Annotated in this window: 18 protein-coding genes; 10 read left to right on the top strand and 8 right to left on the bottom strand. The window is 73.4% G+C overall.

The window, feature by feature from the left end:
• The 3 genes from ACS04_RS09040 to ACS04_RS09030 form a co-directional block, all read right to left on the bottom strand.
• On the bottom strand, nucleotides 1–862 hold an 862-nt coding region (locus ACS04_RS09040), incomplete at its 3' end, for a serine/threonine protein kinase (RefSeq protein WP_245236330.1).
• Between the two features lie 156 nt (nucleotides 863–1,018).
• The gene (locus tag ACS04_RS09035) at nucleotides 1,019–1,636 is read right to left on the bottom strand and encodes a GNAT family N-acetyltransferase (RefSeq protein WP_048476001.1); all 618 of its coding nucleotides are present in this window, start codon (nucleotides 1,634–1,636) and stop codon (nucleotides 1,019–1,021) included.
• Nucleotides 1,633–3,714 carry a penicillin acylase family protein gene (locus ACS04_RS09030; protein ID WP_245236329.1) on the bottom strand — a complete coding sequence of 694 codons (2,082 nt, stop codon included), beginning with the start codon at nucleotides 3,712–3,714 and terminating at the stop codon, nucleotides 1,633–1,635. Before ACS04_RS09030 ends, ACS04_RS09035 begins: the two co-directional genes overlap by 4 nt.
• Nucleotides 3,715–3,783: 69 nt before the next feature.
• On the opposite strand from ACS04_RS09030, the gene ACS04_RS09025 reads away from it, so the two are divergent.
• Complete coding sequence (locus ACS04_RS09025) at nucleotides 3,784–4,518, top strand: siderophore-interacting protein (protein ID WP_048475999.1); 735 nt, start codon at nucleotides 3,784–3,786, stop codon at nucleotides 4,516–4,518.
• A gap of 97 nt (nucleotides 4,519–4,615) precedes the next feature.
• On the opposite strand, the gene ACS04_RS09020 is transcribed toward ACS04_RS09025, so the two are convergent.
• Complete coding sequence (locus tag ACS04_RS09020; protein ID WP_048475998.1) at nucleotides 4,616–5,116, bottom strand: DinB family protein; 501 nt, start codon at nucleotides 5,114–5,116, stop codon at nucleotides 4,616–4,618.
• Between the two features lie 33 nt (nucleotides 5,117–5,149).
• Nucleotides 5,150–5,965 carry a GNAT family N-acetyltransferase gene (locus ACS04_RS09015; protein WP_048476020.1) on the bottom strand — a complete coding sequence of 272 codons (816 nt, stop codon included), beginning with the start codon at nucleotides 5,963–5,965 and terminating at the stop codon, nucleotides 5,150–5,152.
• A 60-nt stretch (nucleotides 5,966–6,025) separates the two neighbouring features.
• Between ACS04_RS09015 and ACS04_RS09010 the strand changes: the two genes are divergently transcribed.
• The 5 genes from ACS04_RS09010 to ACS04_RS40015 all read left to right on the top strand — a co-directional run bounded on the left by ACS04_RS09010 (nucleotide 6,026) and on the right by ACS04_RS40015 (nucleotide 13,276).
• On the top strand, nucleotides 6,026–6,490 hold the full coding sequence (locus ACS04_RS09010; protein WP_245236328.1) for a cupin domain-containing protein: 465 nt from the start codon (nucleotides 6,026–6,028) through the stop codon (nucleotides 6,488–6,490).
• A gap of 225 nt (nucleotides 6,491–6,715) precedes the next feature.
• Nucleotides 6,716–8,965, top strand: coding sequence for an MMPL family transporter (locus ACS04_RS09005; protein ID WP_048475997.1), 2,250 nt, complete (start codon nucleotides 6,716–6,718; stop codon nucleotides 8,963–8,965).
• Nucleotides 8,966–9,194: 229 nt separating this feature from the next.
• Nucleotides 9,195–9,788: a hypothetical protein gene (locus ACS04_RS09000; protein WP_048475996.1), complete on the top strand. Its 594-nt coding sequence runs from the start codon at nucleotides 9,195–9,197 to the stop codon at nucleotides 9,786–9,788.
• Between the two features lie 189 nt (nucleotides 9,789–9,977).
• The gene (locus ACS04_RS38605) at nucleotides 9,978–10,145 is read left to right on the top strand and encodes a hypothetical protein (protein ID WP_167352576.1); all 168 of its coding nucleotides are present in this window, start codon (nucleotides 9,978–9,980) and stop codon (nucleotides 10,143–10,145) included.
• 80 nt (nucleotides 10,146–10,225) lie between these two features.
• Nucleotides 10,226–13,276 carry a helix-turn-helix transcriptional regulator gene (locus ACS04_RS40015; RefSeq protein WP_078864560.1) on the top strand — a complete coding sequence of 1,017 codons (3,051 nt, stop codon included), beginning with the start codon at nucleotides 10,226–10,228 and terminating at the stop codon, nucleotides 13,274–13,276.
• On the opposite strand, the gene ACS04_RS08990 is transcribed toward ACS04_RS40015, so the two are convergent.
• The 3 genes from ACS04_RS08990 to ACS04_RS08980 form a co-directional block, all read right to left on the bottom strand.
• Complete coding sequence (locus tag ACS04_RS08990; RefSeq protein WP_245236333.1) at nucleotides 13,242–13,418, bottom strand: DUF6191 domain-containing protein; 177 nt, start codon at nucleotides 13,416–13,418, stop codon at nucleotides 13,242–13,244. The genes ACS04_RS40015 and ACS04_RS08990 overlap by 35 nt on opposite strands.
• Before the next feature lie 37 nt (nucleotides 13,419–13,455).
• Nucleotides 13,456–14,688: a PQQ-dependent sugar dehydrogenase gene (locus tag ACS04_RS08985; RefSeq protein WP_245236327.1), complete on the bottom strand. Its 1,233-nt coding sequence runs from the start codon at nucleotides 14,686–14,688 to the stop codon at nucleotides 13,456–13,458.
• A gap of 160 nt (nucleotides 14,689–14,848) precedes the next feature.
• On the bottom strand, nucleotides 14,849–15,856 hold the full coding sequence (locus ACS04_RS08980) for an aldo/keto reductase (protein ID WP_048475993.1): 1,008 nt from the start codon (nucleotides 15,854–15,856) through the stop codon (nucleotides 14,849–14,851).
• A 79-nt stretch (nucleotides 15,857–15,935) separates the two neighbouring features.
• Here ACS04_RS08980 and ACS04_RS08975 point away from each other — a divergent pair, with 79 nt between their 5' ends.
• From ACS04_RS08975 to ilvN, 4 genes are all read left to right on the top strand, one after another.
• Nucleotides 15,936–16,883, top strand: coding sequence for a 2-hydroxyacid dehydrogenase (locus ACS04_RS08975; RefSeq protein ID WP_048475992.1), 948 nt, complete (start codon nucleotides 15,936–15,938; stop codon nucleotides 16,881–16,883).
• A gap of 354 nt (nucleotides 16,884–17,237) precedes the next feature.
• Nucleotides 17,238–20,102 carry a putative bifunctional diguanylate cyclase/phosphodiesterase gene (locus tag ACS04_RS08970; protein WP_245236332.1) on the top strand — a complete coding sequence of 955 codons (2,865 nt, stop codon included), beginning with the start codon at nucleotides 17,238–17,240 and terminating at the stop codon, nucleotides 20,100–20,102.
• Nucleotides 20,103–20,306: 204 nt separating this feature from the next.
• Nucleotides 20,307–22,193, top strand: a complete 1,887-nt coding sequence (locus tag ACS04_RS08965; protein WP_209441663.1) for an acetolactate synthase large subunit — start codon at nucleotides 20,307–20,309, stop codon at nucleotides 22,191–22,193.
• 22 nt (nucleotides 22,194–22,215) lie between these two features.
• Nucleotides 22,216–22,740, top strand: a complete 525-nt coding sequence (gene ilvN / locus ACS04_RS08960; RefSeq protein WP_030159104.1) for an acetolactate synthase small subunit — start codon at nucleotides 22,216–22,218, stop codon at nucleotides 22,738–22,740.
• Nucleotides 22,741–22,755: the final 15 nt, after the last annotated feature.

Genomic DNA, 22,755 nt, shown 5'->3' with positions numbered 1-22,755 from the left:
TCATCCAGCCGGCCAGGTGCGCCGGCCGCCGCGCCGGGTCCGCCGAGCAGATCGCGGTGATCCGGGCCCGCTGCTCGGCGTCCAGCACGGCGATCTGCGGGAGTCCGGCCAGGGACTGGGCCAGCTGCTCCGGGGTGGCCGGCGGGGACTGCCCGCTCAGCAGGAAGTACGCGATGGCCCCGAAGGCGTACCGGTCCGTACCCGGTGTGCGCTTGCCGTCGAAGACCTCGGGGGCCGCGTACCCGGGCGTGAACCACACCTCCGCCGTCTGGTGGTCGGCGGTCAGCTTGCTCAGCCCGAAGTCCACCAGCGTGGCCTGGCCATGGGCGTCGACCATCACATTGCCGGGTGAGAGGTCACCGTGGATCACCTGGCGTCCGGACGGGGTGGCCTTCCCCGAGTGCAGCCAGTCCAGTACGTCGGCGAGCTGCTCCAGCGTCCGCATCACCTCGCGCCGCTCGGCGGCACTGGCCAGCGTCCGCTCGGCCCGCCAGTCCCGCAGGTCCAGCCCGTCGACGTGGTTCATCACGAGGACGAGCGCCCGGCCGGTGAGCGTCGAGGAGTCCCCGGCCCGATGGATCGGCGGCCCCTCGAAGTGCTCCCGTACTCCCACCACCCCCGGCCGGTGCACGAAGCGGAGCAGCTCCGCCTGCTCGTTCCACTTCCGGCTGATCCGGTCGAAGACGTCCGGCGTGATCGTCGTCTTCGAGTCGAGCACCTTCACGACCACCGGCTCGGCCCCGCCTGCCAGCTCGATCTCCGCGAGATAGAGCACGGCCTCGCCGCCGCGGCCGATCGACCGGAGCAATCGGTACCGGTCCGCTGCGGCGTCCGGCCCGATGTGCAAATTCTGGCTGGTCAATTGTCCCCCACTGCATGTGCTTTGAGTGGGCATCAGCTTCCAGCCGCCGGGTGTGCCCGGTCAACGGGAACGGCGCATTTCACCGCCGCGGGGCGTGACGGGAGGCTCGCTGTCCGCAGCGGTGGGGCGCGGGGACCGCGCGGCGGCGGGTGCCCCTCAGCCGCCCTGCGGCCCGCTGAGGAAGGCGAGGCGGGCCCGCTTCGCCGGCAGGTACACCTCGGGCAGGTCGATCTCCGGGAGCTCGATCTCCGGGCCCAGCTCGAAGCCGGACCGCACCAGGCGGGCCACGGCCTTCTCGTTGCGGGCGTCGGGCTCCGCCACGATCCGGCGGGTGGTCCCGTCCGAGAGGACGTACGAGAGGAACGCGCCGATCAGGCCGGCGCTGAAACCGCGTTGGCCGGCGCCGCGCGCCGGACCGATCAGCAGGTGCACACCCGTGTCGCCGGGCCGGACCTCGTAGCACTCGCTGATCCGGTCCTCGGCGCAGTCGTACGTCTGGAACAGCCCGACGGGCTCGCCGTCGCGGCGCGCGAGGAACGCGTGGTGGGTGGTGCGGCGGTCGACGTCCTCGTAGATCTCCCGGACGAGCTCGCGGCTGGCCTCGCCCATGCCCCAGAAGCGGGCCCGCTCCTCGGTGACCCAGGAGTGGATCAGAGGGGCGTCGGCGACGGGGTCCACGGGGGTGAGGGTGACCGTTCCGACGCCTTCGACGCGCTGGGAGTAGACGGGCTGCCGGGTACCGGCGGCGGAGGCGGACGCGCTGCTGCTGGTCATACGGATTCCTTGGTCAGACGGGTCCAGTCGGTGACGACGGGGACGAGTTCGCACCGGGCCCAGAGCGGGAGCTGGTCGCGGTGGTGGGGTGATCCGGTGACGCCGTCCGCGCCGAGCGGGACCGCCCAGAGGCTGTCCTCGCGCCGGGCCAGGTCCCACACGTAGCGCGCCGCCGACGCGCGGGCGGTGAGATCGGTGAAACCGGGCACGGTGGAGGTGGCGTTCACGCAGTCGTGGTCGCCGCCGAGTCCGGGCCACCGGGCGTCCTGGTCGGGCAGCGCCGACCAGGGCGCGAGCCGGTGGACCCGCGACCACGGGGTGTCGGGGGTGTCCGCCGCCGCCGTCTCCTCCAGGGCGGCGCGTACGTGGGCCGCCCGGTCGAGGGAGGGGAGCAGGGGGGTGGTCAGCAGCCCCTCCAGGGCGTAGCCGACCCGGGGGACCAGGTACAGCCAGGGGTGGAACACCTCGGGGCCGGCCGGCGCCCCGGCCAGCCCCGCGAGGGCGGGGTCGGCGGCGAAGCGGCGTACGGTCGCGGCCCGCAGCGCCGAGAAGACGGTGGCGTCCGTGCTCTCGGCCGCCATGTGCCGGTCCCAGGCCAGCAGTCGGGCGCGCAGCGCCTGCGCGGCGGGGGAGAGGCCGTCGAGCCCGGGCAGCAGGGCCAGCAGCGCCGCGGCCGAGCCCAGGTGGGTGTCCCCGTGGACGCCGGCCATCGCCTTCGGGGACCAGTCCGCCGATCCGGAGAGCAGCTCGCGGATGCGGTTGGCGCGGTGCGGGGGCGCGAACTCCACGCCGAGCGGCGAGGCGATGCCGCGCGCGTTGGCCATGACGGCGAAGCCCTGCACGGGCTCGGCGGGGGTCTCGGCCCAGCCCCGCCACACGTACCGGGGATCCCAGGCGGGCACCGGGCGCAGCCGGTTGGCGGGGTCGCGCAGCGGGACCGCGCCCGCGACGCGGTGCAGCAGGCCGCCCGCGGTGTCGGCGGCGTGGACCACGTTGACGGGCTCGGCCCAGCCGTCGAGGGCGCGGTCGATGTCGGCGACGGTACGGGCGCGCAGCAGGGCGGGGAGGGCGGCGAAGCCGAGGTCGCGACGGACCCGGGGCGGGTAGCGGAGCGAGAGGGTGTGGTCCGCCGGGTCGTCGTGGATGATCACGGGGCCGCGGGCGGTCTCCAGCACCTCGATCTCCACCGGGTCGGCGCCGGCCACGGTGATCGTCTCGGTGTGCCGGTGGACGGGCTCCCAGGCGCCGTCGGGGCCGAGGGCCTCGACGCCGTCGCCTCCGGCGGCGGGGCGCAGCCGCTCGACGTACAGGTCCTGGTAGTCGGCCATGGCGTTGGTGATCGCCCAGGCGGCGCTGCCGGTGTGCCCGAAGTGGCCGAGGCCGGGGATGCCGGGGACGGCCAGGCCGATGACGTCGTACTCGGGGCAGGAGAGCCGTATCTGCTGGTAGACGCCCGGGTCCTCGATGAACCGGTGCGGGTCGCCCGCGATGAGCGCCGCGCCGGTGGCGGTCCGGTCGCCCGGGACCAGCCAGCCGTTGCTGCCGGCGGTGCCGGGGCCGTCGGTGGCGAAGAGGGTGACGGCGCCGTCGCCGAGGGCGCGGCCCACGCGTTCGCGCCACAGCTTGGTGGCGAACCCGGCGAAGAGGATGTGGGTGGCGATCCAGATCGCGAGCGGGACCCACGGCTCCCACGGGGTGGGAGTGTGGCCGGTGCGGGCGAAGCGCTCGTCGCGGGCGGCGCCCCGGGCGAGCCCGTCGTTGACTCCGTCCACGTAGGCCCCGACCCAGGCGGCGGTTGCGGGGTCGAGGGCCTCGTGGCAGCGGCGGGCGGTGTCGGCGAGCCGGGCCTGGCGCACGAACCGGTCCCAGGCGACGGAGTCCCGGCCGAGGAAGGCGGCGCTGGAGCCCTGGGCGCGGTGGCGCTCGACCTCCAGCTGCCAGGCCCGGTCGAGGGCCGTGGCGCAGCCTTGGGCGTAGGCGAGGCGGTCGGCGTCGCGGGCGCGCAGGTGGGGGATGCCCCAGTCGTCCCGGTAGAGCTCGAAGGCCTCGCCGGTGCCGGCGTCGTTCAGAAGGCTCACACTCTTCCCCCAGTGCATTAGGTTAGGCTGCCCTAACTATAGGGGTTCGTTGGGGAGGGGTGGTCGCACATGGCAGGCGCCGGCAAGGGATGGGAAGGCGTGGTCCTGCGGCTTCTGCGCGGCAAGGACTTCACGCTCACGGTCACGGGCGCGGAACAGGTCACGGAGCACTATCGCCGCGTGTGCGTGACGGACGGCGGGCTGCTGGCCGCGGCGGGCGCATCGGTCCACCCGACCATGTGGGTGCGGCTGTGGTTCGACAACGCGGGCAAGCCGCACACGCGGGCGTACACCCTCGTCGACCCGGATCCCGGGGCCGGAACGTTCGCCCTGGAGTTCGCCCTGCACGAGGGCCCCGCGAGCGCGTGGGCGCGGACCGCGAAGGCGGGCGACACCATCGAGGCCACCGTCCAGGGCACGGGCTTCACCGCCCCGGTGCCGGCGCCCGAGCGGCTGCTGGTGATCGGAGACCCGGCCTCGCTGCCGGCGATCAACTCCCTGCTGGACGCCTACCCCCAGACCCCGGCCACGATCTGGCTGGAGACCCGGCACGCCTCGGACGCCGGGCTCCCGGTCCGGCTGGACCCGGCACGGCACGACGTCCGGCGGGTCGGGCGCGCGGGCTCGGCGCTGGTGGAGCAGGTCAAGGCGGAGCTGCCGGAGCTCGCCCGGGACCCGGAGTCGGCCTATGTCTGGCTCGCCTGCGACACCGCCACGACGCGCACGCTGACGGCGTACCTCCGCAAGGACCTGGCCCTGCCGAAGCAGCGGGTGAACGGCCTGGGCTACTGGCGGGCGGCCTGAGGAACGCCCGAGCGGCCGGACGCCGTTGCCGGGCCGGCCGTTGCCGGGCCGGCCGGGGGCGGGGCGAGCCGGGGGGGGGCGAGCCGGCCCTGGGGCGTCAGGCTCCGGTGGCGCCGTCGATGGCCTGGCGGAGCAAGTCGGCGTGGCCGTTGTGGCGCGCGTACTCGTGGATCAAGTGGAGCATGACGAGCCGCACCGAGGCCTCCTCCTTCCAACTGGCCACGTACGCCGTCACGTCGAGGGACTCGGCCGCCGCCTCGATGCGGCGCGCGTGCGCGACCTCCGCCTCCCAGGCCGCGAACGCCTCCTCGCGCGTGGCGCCGGAGGCGTCGTAGGCGGCCTGGAAGTCGTGGGTCTCGGACCAGAGGTGGGGGAGCTCCTCCCCGTTCAGGGTGCGGCGGAACCAGTGCCGCTCGACCTCGCCCATGTGCCGGACCAGGCCCAGCAGGGAGAGGGTGGACGGCGGCATCGAAGTCCGCCGCAGCTCCTCGTCGGTGAGTCCCTCGCACTTCCAGGCGAGGGTGGCCCGGTGGTAGTCGAGGAATGCGCGCAGTGTCTCCCGCTCGTCCCCGGTCAGGGGCGGCCCGATACGTTCCATCCCGCGATCTTCCCCCGGACCCGCCCGTCCGCGCTACGGCTTTGCGGTCCAGACGTACGGGACCGTGGTGCCCAGGGTCGCGAAGCCCAGACGGTGGAGGATCGGGCTGCTGTCGGCGGAGGCGTCGACCTGGAGGTACCGGATGCCGCGGGCCGCCGCGAGGCGGGCGCGGTGGGCGACCAGGAGGCGGTAGATGCCGCGGCCCCGCCACTGCGGCAGGGTGCCGCCGCCCCAGAGTCCGGCGAACGAGGAGCCCGGGCGCATCTCCATGCGCGCCGCGCTCACCGGGGTGTCCCCGGCCATCGCCACCACCGCCGCGAGGGTCTGCGGCTGCTCCTTCAGGAGGGTGAGCAGCAGGTGCCGGATCGCGGGGCGCTCGGTACCGAAGGCCTTCGCGTGGACGTCCATCATCAGGTCGACGCCCGCCTCGTCCGTCACCACCCGCAGGGTGATCCCCTCCGGCGGCTCCACCGGCAGCGCGGCGAGCTCGTCGGCGCGCCCCACCATGAGCGTCTCGGTCGGCTCCGGTACGAAGCCCGCCGCGCGCAGCCGGTCCGCGAGATCGGCCGGCCGGTCGTGGCCGTACAGCTTCCACTCGAACTCGCCGACCCCGCGGCCCGCGAAGTACGCCACCTGCGCCGCGATCTCCGCGTCGGCCGTCTCCTCGTCGAGGTCCGACCAGAGCACCCCGTTCCAGCCGGCGCCGCCACCGCCACCGGCGGCGTCCGCGGTGTACCTGACCACCGCCCCCACCCGCTCCACCCGGGCGTCCGGGGTGTCCGGCAGCGCGCCGCGGCGCATCTCCCGGTCGTACGCGGCCCGTACGATCGCCAGTTCATCGGCATTCATCGTCATCGGCCCAGCTCACCAGGGCTCCGCCCGGCCGCACAACTGCATTAGCCTCAGCCCGTGAACGACGACCCCGCCTCCGCCTCCGCCTCCACCTCTTCCTCCGCCTCGTCCTCGGGCCCCTCCGCCGCTGATTCCGTCTACACCGGCAAGGCCGCCCCGGACGCCGCCACCGACCGGGGCTGGCTCCTCGGCCACTTCAAGGACCCCGCCGATCCGCGCCACAGCAAGGACGTGGAGATCAAGTGGGGGGTCCACCCGAAGGGTGAAGAGCGGGCCCAGTGGGTGCGGGGCGAGGAGCGCACCGCCCTCCAGGTGCTGATCAGCGGCCGCTTCCGGCTGGAGTTCCCCGGCCGGACCGTCGTCCTCGCCGAGCAGGGCGACTACGTCGTCTGGGGCCGGGGCGTCGACCACTCCTGGTACGCCGAGGAGGACGCGGTGGTGCTCACCGTCAGATGGCCCTCCGTCCCCGGCTACCGGGCCGATGGCCCGGACGGCCCGCCGAACGGCCCGTCGGAGGAATGACCTCGGTCCCATACCGCCCCCGGCCCCTGTGACGATGCACACGAAACGGGCCAACGATCACCAAACGCTGGGATCGTGGCGGTGCAGACCATCTTGGCCGATCTCCGGTCAAAATCCGGCCGGTCCCTGGGCATCCCCCGGACCGTCGGCCGGGCCTTCACGAGTTCCAGCGTCTTTGCATCGGGCAGCCCCCGTAAAGATCCGAACCACCAGGGAGCACGTCCGTTGGCAGTGATCGCGCGCTGGTGCCTGCGGCACCGCCTGGCGACCGTCCTCCTCTGGCTGCTCGCCCTCGGGGGCACGGCCCTGGCCGCGGGGATCGCCGGATCGGCCTTCTCCAACGACTACGAGGTCCCCGGCACCGAGTCCAGTCGTGCCCACGCCCTGCTGCGCGCCGGGTTCCACGGCCAGGGCGGGGACACCGACACCATCGTGTGGCGGGCCCCTGAGCACCAGAGCGCCCGCACTCCCGCCGTCGAACAGCGCATGGCCAAAGCCCTCGACACCATCGCCGGGCTCCCCGGGGTCGGTTCGGTCGCCGGCCCCTACGGTCCCGGCCCCGAGAGCGCCGCGCAGATCAGCCCCGACGGCCGGACCGCCTACGCCGTGGTGACGTTCGACCGGCAGGCCGACTCCGTCCCCAAGGCGCAGGCCAAGGCCGTCGTCGACGCCGCGAAGAACCCCGTCACCGAGGCCGACGGCCTCCAGGTCGAGCTCGGCGGCCAGGCCGTCGCCCTGACCGAGGCCCCCGCCACCCACCTCGCCGAGGTCATCGGTGTGGCCGTCGCCGCCCTGGTCCTCTTCCTCGCCTTCGGCTCGCTCGCCGCGAGCCTGCTGCCCATCGCGACCGCACTCGTCAGCGTGGGCACCGCCTATTTCGGCATCACCCTGCTCGGGCACGCCATGCCCGTGGCCGACTTCGCCCCGATGCTCGGCACCCTCGTCGGACTCGGCGTCGGCATCGACTACGCCCTGTTCATCGTCACCCGGCACCGCAAGGGCCTCATGCGGGGCCTGCCGGTGGAGGAGGCCGCCACCCGGGCCGTCGCCACCACGGGCCGGGCCGTGGTCTTCGCCGGGGCCACCGTCTGCATCGCGCTGCTCGGCATGCTGGTGCTGCGGCTGAACTTCCTGAACGGCGTGGCGATCGCCGCCTCCCTCACGGTGGTGCTGACCGTCGCCGCCTCGGTCACCCTGCTCCCCGCCCTCCTCTCCTGCATCGGCATGCGCGCCCTCTCGGGCCGCGAGCGCCGCCGGCTCGCCGCCGAGGGGCCGCGGCCCGAGACGCCCACCGGGTTCGCCGCCCGCTGGTCGGCGTTCGTGGAGCGCCGGCCCAAGCTGCTCGGCATCCTCGCCACGCTGGTCATGGTGGTTCTGGCGCTGCCGACCTTCTCGCTCCACCTGGGCACCTCCGACCAGGGCAACAACCCGGCGGGCTCCACCACACGGCAGGCCTACGACCTGCTCGCCGACGGGTTCGGGCCCGGAGTGAACGGCCCGCTCACCGTCGTCTCCCGCCTCGACGGAGCCGGGGACCGGCTCGCCGTCGAGCGGCTGGCCGAGGCGCTCCGCACGACCGAGGGCGTCGCCGCCACCGGCCCGGCCGTCTTCAACCGGAGCGGGGACACCGCCGTCCTGACCGTCATCCCGGACTCCGCCCCGCAGTCCCGGGCCACGAGCGAGCTGGTCACGACGCTGCGCGAGAGCGTCATCCCGGCCGCGGGCCACGGCAACTCCATGACCGTCCACGTCGGCGGCGTGACCGCGGGCTACGACGACTTCGCCGACGTCATCGTCGGGAAACTGCCGCTGTTCGTCGGGGTGGTCATCGCCCTCGGCTGCGTCCTGCTGCTGCTGGCCTTCCGCTCCCTCGGCATCCCGTTCAAGGCGGCCGCCATGAACGTCGCGGCCGTGGCCTCCTCCTTCGGCGTCGTCGTCGCGATCTTCCAGTGGGGCTGGGGCAGCGAGCTGCTGGGCCTCGGCAGCGCCGGCCCGATCGAGCCCTTCCTGCCGGTGATCATGGTGTCGGTGCTCTTCGGACTGTCCATGGACTACCAGGTGTTCCTGGTCAGCCGGATGTACGAGGAGTGGCTGGAGACCGGCGACAACCGCCGGGCCGTCCGCGTCGGACTCACCGAGACCAGCCGGGTGATCAACTCGGCGGCAGTCATCATGATCTCCGTCTTCCTGGCCTTCGTGCTCAGCGGCGATCGGATCATCGCGATGTTCGGCATCGCGCTCGCCGCGGCCGTCGCACTCGACGCCTTCGTGCTGCGCACCCTCCTAGTCCCGGCGCTGATGCACTTGCTCGGGGGCGCCAACTGGTGGCTGCCCGCCTGGCTGGACCGCCGTCTCCCCAAGATCAGCATCGAGCCCCCGGAGTGCCGGACGCGGGCGACACTGCCCGCGCAGCGGCCCGCCGCGGCCACCGCCACGAGGGAGGACGGCGCCGAGCCCGCCCCCGCAACGCGGTGATCCGGCGACCCGCCGCACGAGACCCGAACCGACCCGGACCCGGCGCGCGCGTTCCTCTCCCCGTACGCGCGCGAGACCGCCGCCGACCACAGGAGCCCCGCCGTCGCGGAACGTCTCGGTATGACCCGCGAGGGCCTCCCGCGCGAGAGCCACCTCCGCCGGCAGCCCTGACCGAAGCCACCGGGGCCTTCTCAGAAACCTCTCAGACAAGCCGCCTACGGTGCCCGGCATGGACACCACGAAGACCGCCGACCCGACCGCTCCCGAGGCGGACACCGCCGAGCCCCAGGCCACCGAGGCCCAGGCCGACCTCAAGGACGCCCCCGCCGCGCAGAGCGCCGAGGCCGCAGAGGCCCCCGGGGCCGACCTCACCGACGAGGACCTCGAGGACGAGCTCCACGACGAGCTCCACGAGGACGAGAAGAAGCCCGAGGGCGTCGGCGCCGCGGCCTCCGCCGTCGTCGCGGCCGGGCTCGGGCTCGTCGCCCTCAGCGGAAGCTGGGTCTCGCGCGTCATCGCCGAGCGCCAGACCCTCGTGGGCCAGATCGAATCGGTCAACGCCGCCACCACCGAGGCCAAGATCGAGGCCCTGTACGGCGACGCCTGGCACATGACCGCCCTCGTCAACGGCGTCCTGTCCACCCTCGCCCTGCTGCTCGCCGTCTTCGTGCTGGCCCGCCCCGCGTTCGGCGCCCCCGGCCGCACCCTCCCCACCTGGGTCCGCGCCGTCTCCTGGGCCGCCGTCGCCCTCGGCGCGCTGGGCGTACTGCTCTTCGGCCTCATGTACTTCGACATCCTCGCCCCCCTCCCGAAGGCCGCCTAGGACCTCCACGTGCCCGCCTAGGACCCCCTCCTAGGCGCTCCCGGTCCGGCCCGGGGCCCTTCGGCCGCGGCCTAAGGACCCCCGCCCCGTACAGATGCGGCAAGCGCCCGATGTGCCGGCACCCCCTGGGACGCGAATCTTGGATCACACCGAACGAGGTGCCGAGAAACACGAACCCGGGAGTACGAGATGTTCGAGTACGAGATCGCCACCGCCCGCAGCGCCGACCGCATCCGCGAAGCCGCCCGGTACCGCATGGTCCGGGAGGCCAAGAAGGCGCGCCGCGCCTCCTCGCGCAGCCAGGAGCCCGAACGGCAGGTGACAGGGCAGCGGAGCCGCTTCACGCGCGCCGCGTGACCCGGGCCGCGGACCGCGTGGACTGACACGTGATGAGAAGCGCACCCCGGGCCGGTGCCGCCGGCCAGGCCTCCTGTGCGATGCTCGGCGACGTGGAGACCAGATCTGTCAGCCCGGTGTTCGTCGGCCGAGCCGACGAACTGGCCGTACTCACCGACGCATTGACCCGCGCGGCGGCCGGGGAGCCGCAGGCGATGCTCGTCGGCGGCGAGGCCGGGGTCGGAAAGACCCGCCTCACCGAGGAGTTCCTCTGCGAGGCGGAACGGCGCGGCGCGGTGGTGGCGGTCGGAGGCTGTGTCGAGATCGGGGCGGAGGGCCTTCCCTTCGCCCCCTTCTCGACGGCCCTGCGCACCCTGCACCGCCTGCTCCCGGGGGAGCTGGCCGCCGCGGCCGCGGGCCAGGAGGACGAACTCGCCCGGATCCTCCCCGAACTCGGCGAGACCCCCCGAGGCCCGCACGACGAGGAGAGCACCGCCCGGCTCTTCGAGCTGACGGCCCGGATGCTGGAGCGGCTCGCCGCCGACCGCACCGTCGTCCTCGTCCTGGAAGACCTGCACTGGGCGGACACCTCCACCCGCCACCTGCTCTCCTACCTGTTCCGCACCCTCGCGAGCGGCCGGCTCGTCGTCGTCGCCACCTACCGCGCCGACGACGTCCACCGCCGCCACCCGCTGCGCCCGCTGCTCGCCGAGCTCGACCGGCTCCGCACCGTCCAGCGCATCGAACTGCCCCGCTTCAACCGGGCCGAGGTGCGCCGCCAGCTCGCCGGCATCCTCGCCTCGCAGCCCGACGAGGCGTTCGTTGACTCCGTCTTCGACCGCTCCGACGGCAACGCCTTCTTCGTCGAGGAACTCGCCGCCTGCCAGAGGAGCGGCTGCCACGCGGGACTCACCGAGTCCCTGCGCGACCTGCTGCTCGTCCGCGTCGAGGTGCTGCCCGAAGAGGCCCAGCGCGTGGTGCGGATGGTCGCCGAGGGCGGCTCCACCGTGGAGTACCCGCTGCTGCGCGCCGTCGCCGGACTGGGCGAGGACGAGCTGATCGAGGCCCTGCGGGCCGCCGTCGGCGCCAACATCCTCCTCGCCACCCCCGACGGGGACGGCTACCGCTTCCGCCACTCGCTGGTCCGCGAGGCCGTCAGCGACGACCTGCTGCCCGGCGAACGCGCCCGCGTCAACCGCCGCTACGCCGAGGCGATGGAAGCCGACGACTGGCTGATCCGCGCCGAGGAGCGGGTCATCCGGCTGGCCAACTACTGGTACTGCGCCAACGACGCGGCCAAAGCACTGCCCGCCGTGCTCGCCGCCTCGGTCGCCGCCCGCCGCCGGCACGCCTACTCCGAGCAGCTCAACCTGCTCGAGCGGGCGCTGGACCTGTGGGAGAGCGCGCCGCGGGAGATCCGCGAGGCCCTGCGCCCGGTCGACTACACCGACGTGTACCCGCCGTGCGGCTGCGACCCCGCCACCACCCCGCTGAAGCGGCTCGACCTGCTGGCCGAGGCGACCGTCGCCGCCCGCTTCGGCGGCGAACGCGAACGCGCCCTCAAACTCACCAAGACCGCGCTGCGGCTGCTGGATGAGGACCAGGACCCGCTGCGCGCCGCCTGGTTCTGGACCGAGCGCTCCCGGCTCGTCTCCAGCCTCGCCCGCGGCGACGGCTGGGAGGAACTCGCCAAGGCCCAGGAGCTGGTCAAGGGGCTGCCCCCGTCCCAGGTACACGCCGAGGTCCTGGTCCGGGCCGCGGGCTGGGGCATGCTCCACAGCCCGGGCCCCGGCAACCTCGAAGCCGCGGAACGCGCCGCGGCCTACGCACGCATGCTCGGGGCCGAGGAGATCGAGCTCAACGCGCGGATCACGGTCGGCAGCCTGCTCACCGACGCCGGCGACCCCGAACGCGGACTCGCCGAGATGCTCGTGGTCCGGGAGCGGGCCGCCGAACTCGGCCTCGTCATGCTGGCGGGACGCGCACATATCAATCTCACCTCTCAGCTGGAAAGCATGGGCCGGTCCCGCGAAGCCGTGGAACTGGCCGAACAAGGGGTCGAACTCGTCAAGAAGTCACGGCTGCTGGACACCGAGGCCTGGCTCAGCGGGAACATGGCGGAGAGCCTGTACAGCCTCGGCCGCTGGGAGGAGGCTGCCGAAGCCGCCCGGCGCGGTCTGCGCGTCGGCCAGAGCGCGGCCCCGCGCGGCTCCGCCTCCGCACGGCTGTCCTACCTGGCGCTGGCGCGCGGCGAACTGGCCGAGGCGAGCGCCCGGCTCACCGCGGCCCACGCCCACTTCGGCACCCACGACAGCCAGCCCCAGCACCGCATACCGCTCTACCGCCTCGCCGTCGGCATAGCCGCCGAGGAGGGCCGGATCGCCGACGTCCGCGCGGAGATCTCCGACGCGGTCGCCTACGGCTTCCCGCTCGGCCACCACCGCTACGCCTGGCCGCTGCTGCTCGCCGCCGCCTCCGCCGAGGCCGACGCCCGGGGCCTCCCGGTCGCCGACGCCGGCCGCGGAGCCGCCCTCGACGTGCTCCGCGCCGCCGCCCGGGCCCTGGCCACCCCCGCTCCCGTGTGGGCCGCGCACGCCGACTTCCTCCGCGCCGAACTGCTGCGGGCCGAGGACCGGGACACCCCCGCGGACTGGGCCGGCGTCGAGCGGGCCGTCCGCCCGCTGGAGCGCCCGTACCTGCTGGCCCGCGCCCGCCACCGGCTCGCCGAAGCGCTGCTGGCCTCCGGCGGCGACCGCGAGAGCGCCGCGGCCCTGCTCCGCGAGGCCTACGCCACCGCGGACCGCCTCGGCTCCCGCAGGCTCCGCGAGGACCTGGCCCTGCTCGCCCAGCGCGCCCGGCTCCCGCTCACCGGGGACGAGCCCGCCGCCCCGCCCGCACCGGCCCCGGACCCCGTCGAGTCCCTGGGCCTGACCAGCCGTGAACGGGACGTCCTGGGTCTGGTCGCGGCCGGCAAGAGCAACCGCCAGATCGCCGAGGAGCTGTTCATCTCCCCGAAGACGGCCAGCGTCCACGTCTCGAACATCCTGGCCAAGCTGGGCGTCGCCGGCCGCGGCGAGGCGGCCGCCCTGGCCCACCGGCTCCGGCTGTTCGAGCCGCTCACTCCCGCGGCGACGGCTCCGCCGGGCGTATGAGCACCTTGCCGGATTCCAGGTCTATGGGACCGCGTCCCGGATCGCCGTCGTTCACCTCGGTCCGGGACAGCTCCAGCCGCTTCTTCTCCTCGTCCGTGTGCTTGCGTCCCGGGCTGAAGAGCTCCTCGATCATGTTGAACACCGCGTCCACCGTGCCTTTCGCCCCCACCGGGGTTCGGTCACCGCACTGTCAGGGTCAGGATCCTGTCGTCGCCCGCCTCCGGCGACCCGCGGCCGTCCGTCTCGCTCGTGACCAGCAGCAATCTGTCCCCGCCGAGGGCGATCACCGTGCGCAGGCGACCGTACTTCCCCATCAGGAAGGCCTCCGGCTCGGCCACCGGAACCGCCCCGGCCAGCGGGATCCGCCACAGCCGCTCGCCCTTCAGCCCGGCCATCCACACCGAGCCCTGCGCCCACGCGATCCCGCTCGGCGAGGCCTCGTCGGTCTTCCACACGGCCACCGGATCGCGCAGGCCCGGCTTGCCCGCCTTCCCCTCGGCCTCGGGCCAGCCGTAGTTCACACCGGGCTCGATCAGGTTCAGCTCGTCCCAGGTGTTCTGGCCGAACTCGGACGCCCACAGCCGTTTGTCCTTGTCCCAGGCCAGGCCCTGCACATTGCGGTGCCCGTAGGAATAGACGACCGAGTCGGCCTCGGGATTCCCGTGCACCGGCTGCCCGTCCGGGGTCATCCGCAGGATCTTGCCGCCCAGCGACTTCCTGTCCTGTGCGAGCCCGGTGTCACCGGTCTCGCCCGTCCCCGCGTAGAGCATCTTGTCGGGGCCGAAGGCGATCCGGCCCCCGTTGTGGATCAGACCCTTGGGAATGCCCCGCAACACCGTGTCCGGCGCACCCAGTTGCTGCCCCGCGTCCCGCTGCTCGTCGTACCGCATCCGGGCGATGCGGTTGTCGGACTCCGTCGTGAAGTACGCGTACACCATCCGGTCCGAGGCGTACGAGGGCGACAGCGCGAGCCCCAGCAGCCCGCCCTCGCCGCCCGGGGCCACCCCCGGCACCTTGCCGATCTGCGTCACCGCGCCGGTCGCCGCCGCGACCCTGCTGATCGTCCCCTTGTCCCGCGAGGCGACCAGCAGATCCCCGCCGGGCAGCGGGGCCACCCCCCAGGGCGACTCCAGGTCCTTGGCGATCTCGCCCGTCACCGTCACGGAGCCCCTGGCCGGCGGCGCGGCCTCCGGCGAGCCGGACGGGGTGCCCGCGGAGCCGGACCCCGACGAGGCGGGGGCCGGGCCCGGTGGTGACGTGCCCGGCCTGGCGGCCGGATGGCCCGCCGGAGCGCAGCCCGCTGCGAGCAGCGCCCCGCAGCCCGCCAAGGCGAACACGGCCAGCACCGGGCGGTTCCGGCCGCGCGGACCCCCGTACCTCTCGGACGCCTGTGCCTGTCCGTATCCCATCATCCTGCTCCCCTCCGGTCGGCGATCGCGCCTTTCACCTGTCTCAACAGCTGCGGCGCTCCACGAAGTTCCGGCGCTCGTACACCCGATCGAGTGGTTGTCCCGGAGCCGGAACCGGCTCGCGCCAGGGCTCGGTCCCCGGCTCACGCGGTCCCGGGCCCCCTCAGTCCCAGGCTCCCACCGCCGCCGGCAGGGACGCGATCTCGGCCAGGTCCCCGGCCGTCAGCCGCAGCCGCGCCGCCCCCGCGTTCTCCGCCGCCCAGTGCGCCCGGTCGGCCCCCGGCACCGGCACCACCTGCGGCCCCTGCGCCAGCACCCAGGCCAGCGCCACCTGCGCGGCCGTCACCTGGGGCCCGTGCCGCCGCGCCACCCGCCGCAGCCCCGCCACCAGCGCCTGGTTCCCCGCCATCGACTCCGCCGTGAACCGCGGGTGCCGGGCCCGCACGTCCTCCCACTCGAAACCCTCGCCCGGCCGGAGCGTCCCGGTCAGGAACCCGCTGCCGAGCGGCATCGCCGCCAGGAACCCCACCCCGCGCGCCGCGCACCAGGGCAGCAGCCGCCGCAGGGCCTCCCGGGACCACACCGACAGCTCCGCCTGCACCGCACTCACGGGGAACACCTGCTGGACCCGCTCCAGGTGCCCCAGGGTCACCTGGTACGCCCGGTCCCCGCGCCGCCCCGCCCCCGGCCCGGCGCCCGCCCCCAGCGCGCAGAGCCCCAGAGCCCGCACCTTCCCGGCACCCACCAGCTCCGCCATCGCCCCCCAGGTCTCCTCCACCGGGACGTCCGGATCCACCCGGTGCAGCTGGTAGACGTCTATGACGTCCGTCCGGAGCCGGCGCAGCGAGGCGTCGCAGGCCCGCCGCACGTATCCGGGCCGCCCGTCCGCCACCACGTGCTGCTCGCCCGCCCGCAGCCCCACCTTGGCGGACACGAACGCCTCGGCCCGCCGCTCCCGCAGCACCCGCCCCAGCAGCAGCTCGTTGGTGTAGGGCCCGTACAGGTCGGCGGTGTCCAGCAGGTTCGCCCCGAGGTCCAGGGCCGCGTGCACCGTGGCCAGCGACTCCTCGCGGTGGCGCCGCGAGGGCGCGTACGCCCAGCTCATGGGCATGCACCCGAGCCCGACGGCGCCCACCGCCAGCGCACCCGCCCCGATCGACCTGCGCTCCACCCGTGCGTCCCCCTCCCGGTCCGGCAAACAAACTAACGGCTTGATCAGGATCCTTTGGCCTTGGCATAGCCTCCTGGTCATGGATGCAAAGACCCCGGACGTCTGGCTGCCGTTCCCCGCCGAGGAGATCGGGGACCTCCCCGACGCCTTCACCTACCGGCACTGGGACGGCGAGGACGCCTTCCCGGCCGACCCGTCGGCCTGCGTCTTCTACGTCACCCCGTACATGAAGTCCCCCGAGGTGACCCTGCGCCCGCTGCCCGGCATGCCGCACCTGCAGGTCGTGCAGACCCTGACCGCGGGCATCGACCACGTCCTGGGCGGCCTCGGCCTGCTGCGTCCCGGCGTGCGGCTGTGCAACGCGCGCGGGGTCCACGAGGCGAGCACCGCCGAGCTGGCGCTCACCCTCACCCTCGCCTGCCTGCGCGGGATCCCGGGGATGGTCCGCGGGCAGGACCGCGAGGAGTGGCGCGCCGGCTTCTACGACGCCCTCGCCGACAAGTCCGTGCTGATCGTCGGGTACGGGTCGATCGGCGCGGCCATCGAGGACCGGCTCGCGCCCTTCGAGTGCGCGCGGGTCGTACGGGTCGCACGCTCGGCGCGCACCACCGCGCGCGGGCCCGTACACGCTCACGCCGAACTGCCCCGGCTGCTCCCCGAGGCCGACGTGGTGATCCTCTCCACTCCGCTGACGGCCGCGACGCGGGGCCTGGCCGACGCCGCGTTCCTGGCGCGGATGAAGGACGGCGCCCTGCTGGTGAACGTGGCGCGCGGCCCGGTCGCCGACACCGGAGCCCTGCTGGCGGAGCTGGAATCGGGCCGGCTGCGCGCGGCACTCGACGTCACCGACCCGGAACCGCTGCCCGCCGGCCATCCGCTCTGGCATGCTCCGAATGTCCTGATCACGCCTCACGTGGGCGGCAGCAGCACGGCGTTCGCGCCGCGCGCGCGGCGCCTGGTGGCCCGCCAGCTCCACCGGTTCGCCGCCGGGGAGCCGGTGGAGAACACGGTCCTGGTCACCGACTGACGCGCGGTTCCCACGCTCCGCATCCGTCCGGACGCGCACGGTGGCAGCAACTCCCCGCGTGGTAACGGAGAGTAGACCATCTATGTCCCTGAGTGACGAAAGTGGTGTATCGTCCGGAACAAGGGGCTGCAGCGCGTTCGTCTGGCGCTGGGGAGTGATCGGACACTTTGGGGGGCGACGGGCGATGTACGGCCAATGGACGAAGGATCCGATGCGGCACAGCCGCCGGAGGCGGCGCAGCCGGGACTGGGCTGCGCCGGAACCAGCCGGCGAGGGGGACCGGTGAGTGCCCCGGGGGCGGCGCTGCTGACCGGCAGGCCGCCCGTCGCGGGCGGCGGAGCCCGGAGCCTGGCGATGCAGCTGTTCCTGGCCGTGATCAGCGGCGGATACGCCGTCGGCGCCGCCCTCGGCTGGGGCTCCGGGGAACTCGCCGCGATCATGGGCGACTTCGGGCTCAGTGGCGCCGCGCTACTCGCCGCCGTCTCCTGCTACACGTACGCGCGGACGATCGACAGCCGCGAGCGCCCGGCCTGGCTGCTCTTCGCGTTCTCCTCCCTCATGGGCGCCTGCGGCAACGGCATCTGGGGCTGGTACGAGGTGGTCCTCGGCGAGGCCGTGCCGAAGCCCTCGCTCGCCGACTTCGCCTTCCTCTGCTTCGCACCGCCCGCCATCGTGGGCCTGCTCGTCCTCGCCAAACGCCCCGTCACCCGCGCCGGCTGGGTCTGCCTCGGGCTCGACTCCTGGCTCATCGGGGGCTCCCTGCTCACCCTGTCCTGGAGCCTGGCCCTCGCCCACGCGGCGCGGACCGCCCAGTCCGGGGCCCCCGGCAGCGTCCCGCGCGCCGCGCTCTCGCTCGCCTACCCGCTGCTGGACATCGCGCTCGTCTCCATGGTGCTCGTCCTGCACTTCCGGCGCTCCGAGGCCAACCGCTCGGCCGTCAACACCGCCATCGCGGCCCTGGCCCTGACCGTGCTCAGCGACGCCCTCTTCACCTCGCCGCTGCTGAGCGCCGAATACCAGTCCGGCCAGCTGCTCGACGCCGGCTGGTTCGCCGGCTCGCTGCTGCTCGCGTACGCGCCCTGGGGGGCCCGGCGGGCCCACCCGGAGCCGGGGCCGCCGGGGCCCGGCCGCAGCGAGCGGCCGGTCAGCCGCCCCATCACCGGCTCGCTGCCCGCCCTCACGCCCTACCTCGCGGCCGCCGTCTGCACCCTGGGCATCCTGTACAACGTGGTGGACGGCCGGAAGGTCGACCGCGTGGTCGTCTTCACCGGCTGCACGGTGGTCCTCGCCCTCGTCATCCGGCAGGGCATCATGCTCATCGACAACATCGCGCTGACGCAGGAACTCGCCCAGAAGGAGAACCACTTCCGCTCCCTGGTCCAGGGATCCAGCGACGTCATCATGATCGCCGCCCCCACCGGCACCCTGCGGTACGTCAGCCCCGCGGCCGCCGGGGTGTACGGGCGCGAGGCCGAGGAGCTCGTCGGCACGGAGCTGGCCACCCTGATCCACCCGCACGACCTGGGCCGCGTGGTCCACGAGGTGCGCCGCTTCCTGGCCGCGCCGCCCGCCGAGGAGCCGACCACCCGCATCGAGTGCCGCTTCAAGTCCGGCGGCGGCGAATGGCTCAACGTGGAATCGACCGTCAACCGCCACCAGGGCGGCCTCATCCTCAACAGCCGCGACGTCACCGAGCGGGTGCGCCTCCAGGCGCAGCTCCAGCACAGCGCCGAGCACGACCCCCTGACCGACCTGCCCAACCGCGCGCTGTTCACCCGCCGGGTCCGCCAGGCCCTGACCGGGAGGCGCGCCGGGGACCACAGCACGGCCGTGCTCTTCATCGACCTCGACGGGTTCAAGGCGGTCAACGACACCATCGGCCACCAGGCCGGCGACGAGCTGCTGATCGAGGCAGCGCGCCGGCTCCAGGACTCGGTGCGCGCCGGGGACACCGCGGCCCGGCTCGGCGGGGACGAGTTCGCGGCGCTGATCCTGGGCGACGGCAGCCGCGACCGCAGCGCCCGCGAGTACCAGGTGCACGAGATCGCGGACCGGCTGCGCACCACCCTCTCCCAGCCCTACCGGATCGCCGGGAGCGACGTACGGGTCGCCGCCAGCATCGGCGTGGCCTTCGCCGACCCCGGCATCACCCCTTCGGACCTCATGCGCAACGCGGACCTGGCGATGTACCGGGCCAAGGCGGGCGGCAAGGACCGGGTCGAGCTGTACGCACCCCAGATGCAGGCCGAGATCGTGCGGAAGGCGGAGATCGCCGGGCGGCTGCGCACCGCGCTCCACGACGGGGAGTTCGCGCTGCTGCACCAGCCCGTGGTCTCGCTGGCGACCGGCGAGGTCACGGCCGTGGCGGCGCAGGCCCGCTGGCGCTCGGCCCAGGGGATCCTGTTCACCCCGGCGGAGTTCCTCCGGGTGGCCGAGTACAGCGAGGGCGCCGCGACGGGGGCCGACGGCCGCTCCCGCCTCCCCGCGGGCATGCCCGCCCGGGCCGCCGAACTGGGGCACTGGCTGCTGGAGGAAGCCGTGGCGCAGGCCGCCGAGCGGCACCGGATCGGGCACGACGTACCCGTGGCCGTGCGGATGAGCGCCCAGCGACTGCTCGACCCGGGGACGGCGCCGGCCGCGGCCGGGCGAGCCGCGCCGCCGCCCGGCTCCGTGGAGGCCCTGCTGGCCCGGCACGGGCTGCCGTCGGGGGCTCTCGTGATCGAAATGACCGTGTCGGACCCCAGAGTCCCCTTCGACGAGCTGGAGCGGCGCCTGGCGGCCCTGCGCCGGTTCGGGGTCCTGATCTCCCTGGACGGCTTCGGCAGCGGCTACGCGGCCATCAGCGCCCTGCGCAGGCTCCCCGTCGACATCCTCAAGGTGGACCGGGGCCTGGTCGAGGGCGTGGTCGAGTCCGCCCGCCTCCACAAGATCACCGCTGGTTTGTTGCGCATCGCAAATGATTTGGGCATGCAGTCGGTGGCTGACGGGGTGGACCTTCCCGAGCAGGTCGCCGCCTTGCGCGCGATGGGGTGCACACACGGCCAGGGAGTGGCCTTTTCCGGCCCACTCGACGAGTACAGGCTGCGCCGCGCCCTCGTGCGCGGTACGTTCCCAGTACCGGGCGCGGCGGCCCAGCCCGCCTTGGCCGGTGGTTCGCCCGGGGGCTCGATGGCCATCCGTAGAGGCTCACATAATGAGACGCCCGTCCCACCCGCTTGACATCCCCCTCCCGCCGGAGGGAGGGTCAGTGCCATGCGCACCCGAATTCTCGTACTTGGAAAGCGCGTCGGCTGAAGCTGGGACCAGCATGTCCCTGCTCCACACGCCCGACGCGCTCCCCTCGCTTGCCTCCCGGCACGAGGGGTTTTTTGTTGCACTGGCACACCTTCGAATCCTCGTAAAACCCTCAGCTTCGAGAAGAGAATGTCGATGACCGAGCAGGCCACCGGGGCCCACCATCCGCAGCCGCGGCCCCGTTCCGGCGGACACCAGCCCGCCGCAGTTGAGCACGTCACGGGTGCGCAGTCCCTCATCCGCTCTCTCGAAGAGGTGGGGTGCGACACCGTCTTCGGTATCCCGGGCGGGGCCATCCTCCCGGCGTACGACCCGATGATGGACAGCACCAAGGTCCGCCACATCCTGGTCCGCCACGAGCAGGGCGCCGGCCACGCCGCGACCGGCTACGCGCAGGCCACCGGCAAGGTGGGCGTCTGCATGGCCACCTCCGGCCCGGGCGCCACCAACCTGGTCACCCCCATCGCCGACGCGCACATGGACTCGGTGCCGCTCGTCGCGATCACCGGCCAGGTCTCCTCCAAGGCGATCGGCACCGACGCCTTCCAGGAGGCGGACATCGTCGGCATCACGATGCCGATCACCAAGCACAACTTCCTGGTCACCAAGGCCGAGGACATCCCGAAGACGATCGCCGAGGCCTTCCACATCGCCTCCACCGGCCGCCCCGGCCCGGTCCTGGTCGACATCGCCAAGGACGCCCTGCAGTCGAAGACCACCTTCTCGTGGCCGCCGTCGCAGGACCTCCCGGGCTACCGGCCCGTGACCAAGCCGCACGCCAAGCAGATCCGCGAGGCCGCCAAGCTCATCTGCCAGGCCAAGCGCCCGGTCCTGTACGTCGGCGGCGGCGTCATGAAGTCCGGCGCGACCGCCGAGCTGAAGGTCCTGGCCGAGCTGACCGGCGTCCCGGTCACCACCACGCTGATGGCGCTGGGGTCGTTCCCCGACAGCCACCCGCTGCACGTCGGCATGCCGGGCATGCACGGCGCGGTCACCGCCGTCACCGCCCTGCAGAAGTCGGACCTGCTGATCGCGCTCGGCACCCGCTTCGACGACCGCGTCACCGGCAAGCTGGACAGCTTCGCCCCGTTCGCCAAGGTCATCCACGCGGACATCGACCCGGCGGAGATCGGCAAGAACCGCGAGGTCGACGTCCCGATCGTCGGCGACGCCCGCGAGGTCATCGCCGACCTGATCCAGGCCGTCCAGGCCGAGCACACCGAGGGCAACGCCGGGGACTACACCGCGTGGTGGAAGGACCTCAGCCGCTGGCGCGAGACGTACCCGCTGGGCTACGAGACCCCCGGTGACGGCATGCTCTCCCCGCAGCAGGTCATCCAGCGCATCGGCGAGCTCGCCCCCGAGCACACCATCTACGCGGCCGGCGTCGGCCAGCACCAGATGTGGGCCTCGCACTTCGTCGACTACGAGGAGCCCCGCACCTGGCTGAACTCCGGCGGCGCCGGAACCATGGGCTACGCGGTCCCCGCCGCGATGGGCGCCAAGGTCGGCATGCCGGACCGCACGGTCTGGGCGATCGACGGCGACGGCTGCTTCCAGATGACCAACCAGGAACTGGTCACCTGCGCGCTGAACAACATCCCGATCAAGGTCGCGATCATCAACAACGGTGCGCTGGGCATGGTCCGCCAGTGGCAGACCCTGTTCTACAACCAGCGGTACTCCAACACCGTCCTGCACGCGGACGAGACGGGCCACGGCACGGTCGGCTCCCAGCTCGGCGAGTCCACCGCCCCCCGCAAGGGCACCCGCGTCCCGGACTTCGTCAAGCTGTCCGAGGCCATGGGCTGCGTGGCCCTGCGCTGCGAGGACCCGGCCGACCTGGACAAGGTCATCGCCGAGGCCAACGCGATCAACGACCGCACCGTCGTGATCGACTTCATCGTCCACGAGGACGCCATGGTGTGGCCGATGGTCGCCGCCGGCACCTCCAACGACGAGGTCATGGCAGCCCGGGGCGTCCGTCCCGACTTCGGCGACAACGAAGACGACTGAGCCGAGAGAGAGAACGCCTCACATGTCCAAGCACACGCTCTCCGTCCTGGTCCAGAACACGCCCGGCATCCTCGCCCGGATCGCCGCGCTGTTCTCCCGCCGCGGGTTCAACATCGACTCCCTCGCGGTCGGCGTCACCGAGCACCCCGACATCTCGCGCATCACGATCGTCGTGAACGTCGAGGACCTCCCGCTGGAGCAGGTCACCAAGCAGCTGAACAAGCTCGTCAACGTGCTCAAGATCGTCGAGCTGGAGCCGCACAACGCCATCGAGCGCGAACTCGTTCTGGTGAAGGTCCGCGCCGACAACGAGACCCGCTCCCAGATCGTCGAGATCGTCCAGCTGTTCCGCGCCAAGACGGTCGACGTCTCCCCGGAGGCCGTCACCATCGAGGCCACCGGCGGCGCCGACAAGCTCGGCGCGATGCTCAAGATGCTGGAGCCGTTCGGCATCAAGGAGCTCGTGCAGTCCGGCACGATCGCCATAGGGCGCGGCGGCCGGTCCATCACGGACCGCAGCCTGCGCGCGCTCGACCGCAGCGCCTGAAACACACCCTGACGC

This window comes from Streptomyces roseus, assembly GCF_001044425.1.
Lineage (GTDB): Bacteria > Actinomycetota > Actinomycetes > Streptomycetales > Streptomycetaceae > Streptomyces > Streptomyces roseus.
Note: the sequence above shows the minus strand (reverse complement) of the source record. Positions and strands in the feature narration are given on the sequence as shown.

What these genes read in the sequence shown, in the direction of transcription:
- ACS04_RS09025 (WP_048475999.1), top strand. Translation starts at nt 3,784, where the DNA reads ATGGCAGGCGCCGGCAAGGGATGGGAAGGCGTGGTCCTGCGGCTTCTG.
- ACS04_RS09035 (WP_048476001.1), bottom strand. Translation starts at nt 1,636, where the DNA reads ATGACCAGCAGCAGCGCGTCCGCCTCCGCCGCCGGTACCCGGCAGCCC.
- ACS04_RS38605 (WP_167352576.1), top strand. Translation starts at nt 9,978, where the DNA reads ATGTTCGAGTACGAGATCGCCACCGCCCGCAGCGCCGACCGCATCCGC.
- ACS04_RS08985 (WP_245236327.1), bottom strand. Translation starts at nt 14,688, where the DNA reads ATGATGGGATACGGACAGGCACAGGCGTCCGAGAGGTACGGGGGTCCG.
- ACS04_RS08970 (WP_245236332.1), top strand. Translation starts at nt 17,238, where the DNA reads ATGCAGCTGTTCCTGGCCGTGATCAGCGGCGGATACGCCGTCGGCGCC.
- ilvN (WP_030159104.1), top strand. Translation starts at nt 22,216, where the DNA reads ATGTCCAAGCACACGCTCTCCGTCCTGGTCCAGAACACGCCCGGCATC.
- ACS04_RS09020 (WP_048475998.1), bottom strand. Translation starts at nt 5,116, where the DNA reads ATGGAACGTATCGGGCCGCCCCTGACCGGGGACGAGCGGGAGACACTG.
- ACS04_RS40015 (WP_078864560.1), top strand. Translation starts at nt 10,226, where the DNA reads ATGCTCGGCGACGTGGAGACCAGATCTGTCAGCCCGGTGTTCGTCGGC.
- ACS04_RS09000 (WP_048475996.1), top strand. Translation starts at nt 9,195, where the DNA reads ATGGACACCACGAAGACCGCCGACCCGACCGCTCCCGAGGCGGACACC.
- ACS04_RS08975 (WP_048475992.1), top strand. Translation starts at nt 15,936, where the DNA reads ATGGATGCAAAGACCCCGGACGTCTGGCTGCCGTTCCCCGCCGAGGAG.
- ACS04_RS08965 (WP_209441663.1), top strand. Translation starts at nt 20,307, where the DNA reads ATGTCGATGACCGAGCAGGCCACCGGGGCCCACCATCCGCAGCCGCGG.
- ACS04_RS09015 (WP_048476020.1), bottom strand. Translation starts at nt 5,965, where the DNA reads ATGAATGCCGATGAACTGGCGATCGTACGGGCCGCGTACGACCGGGAG.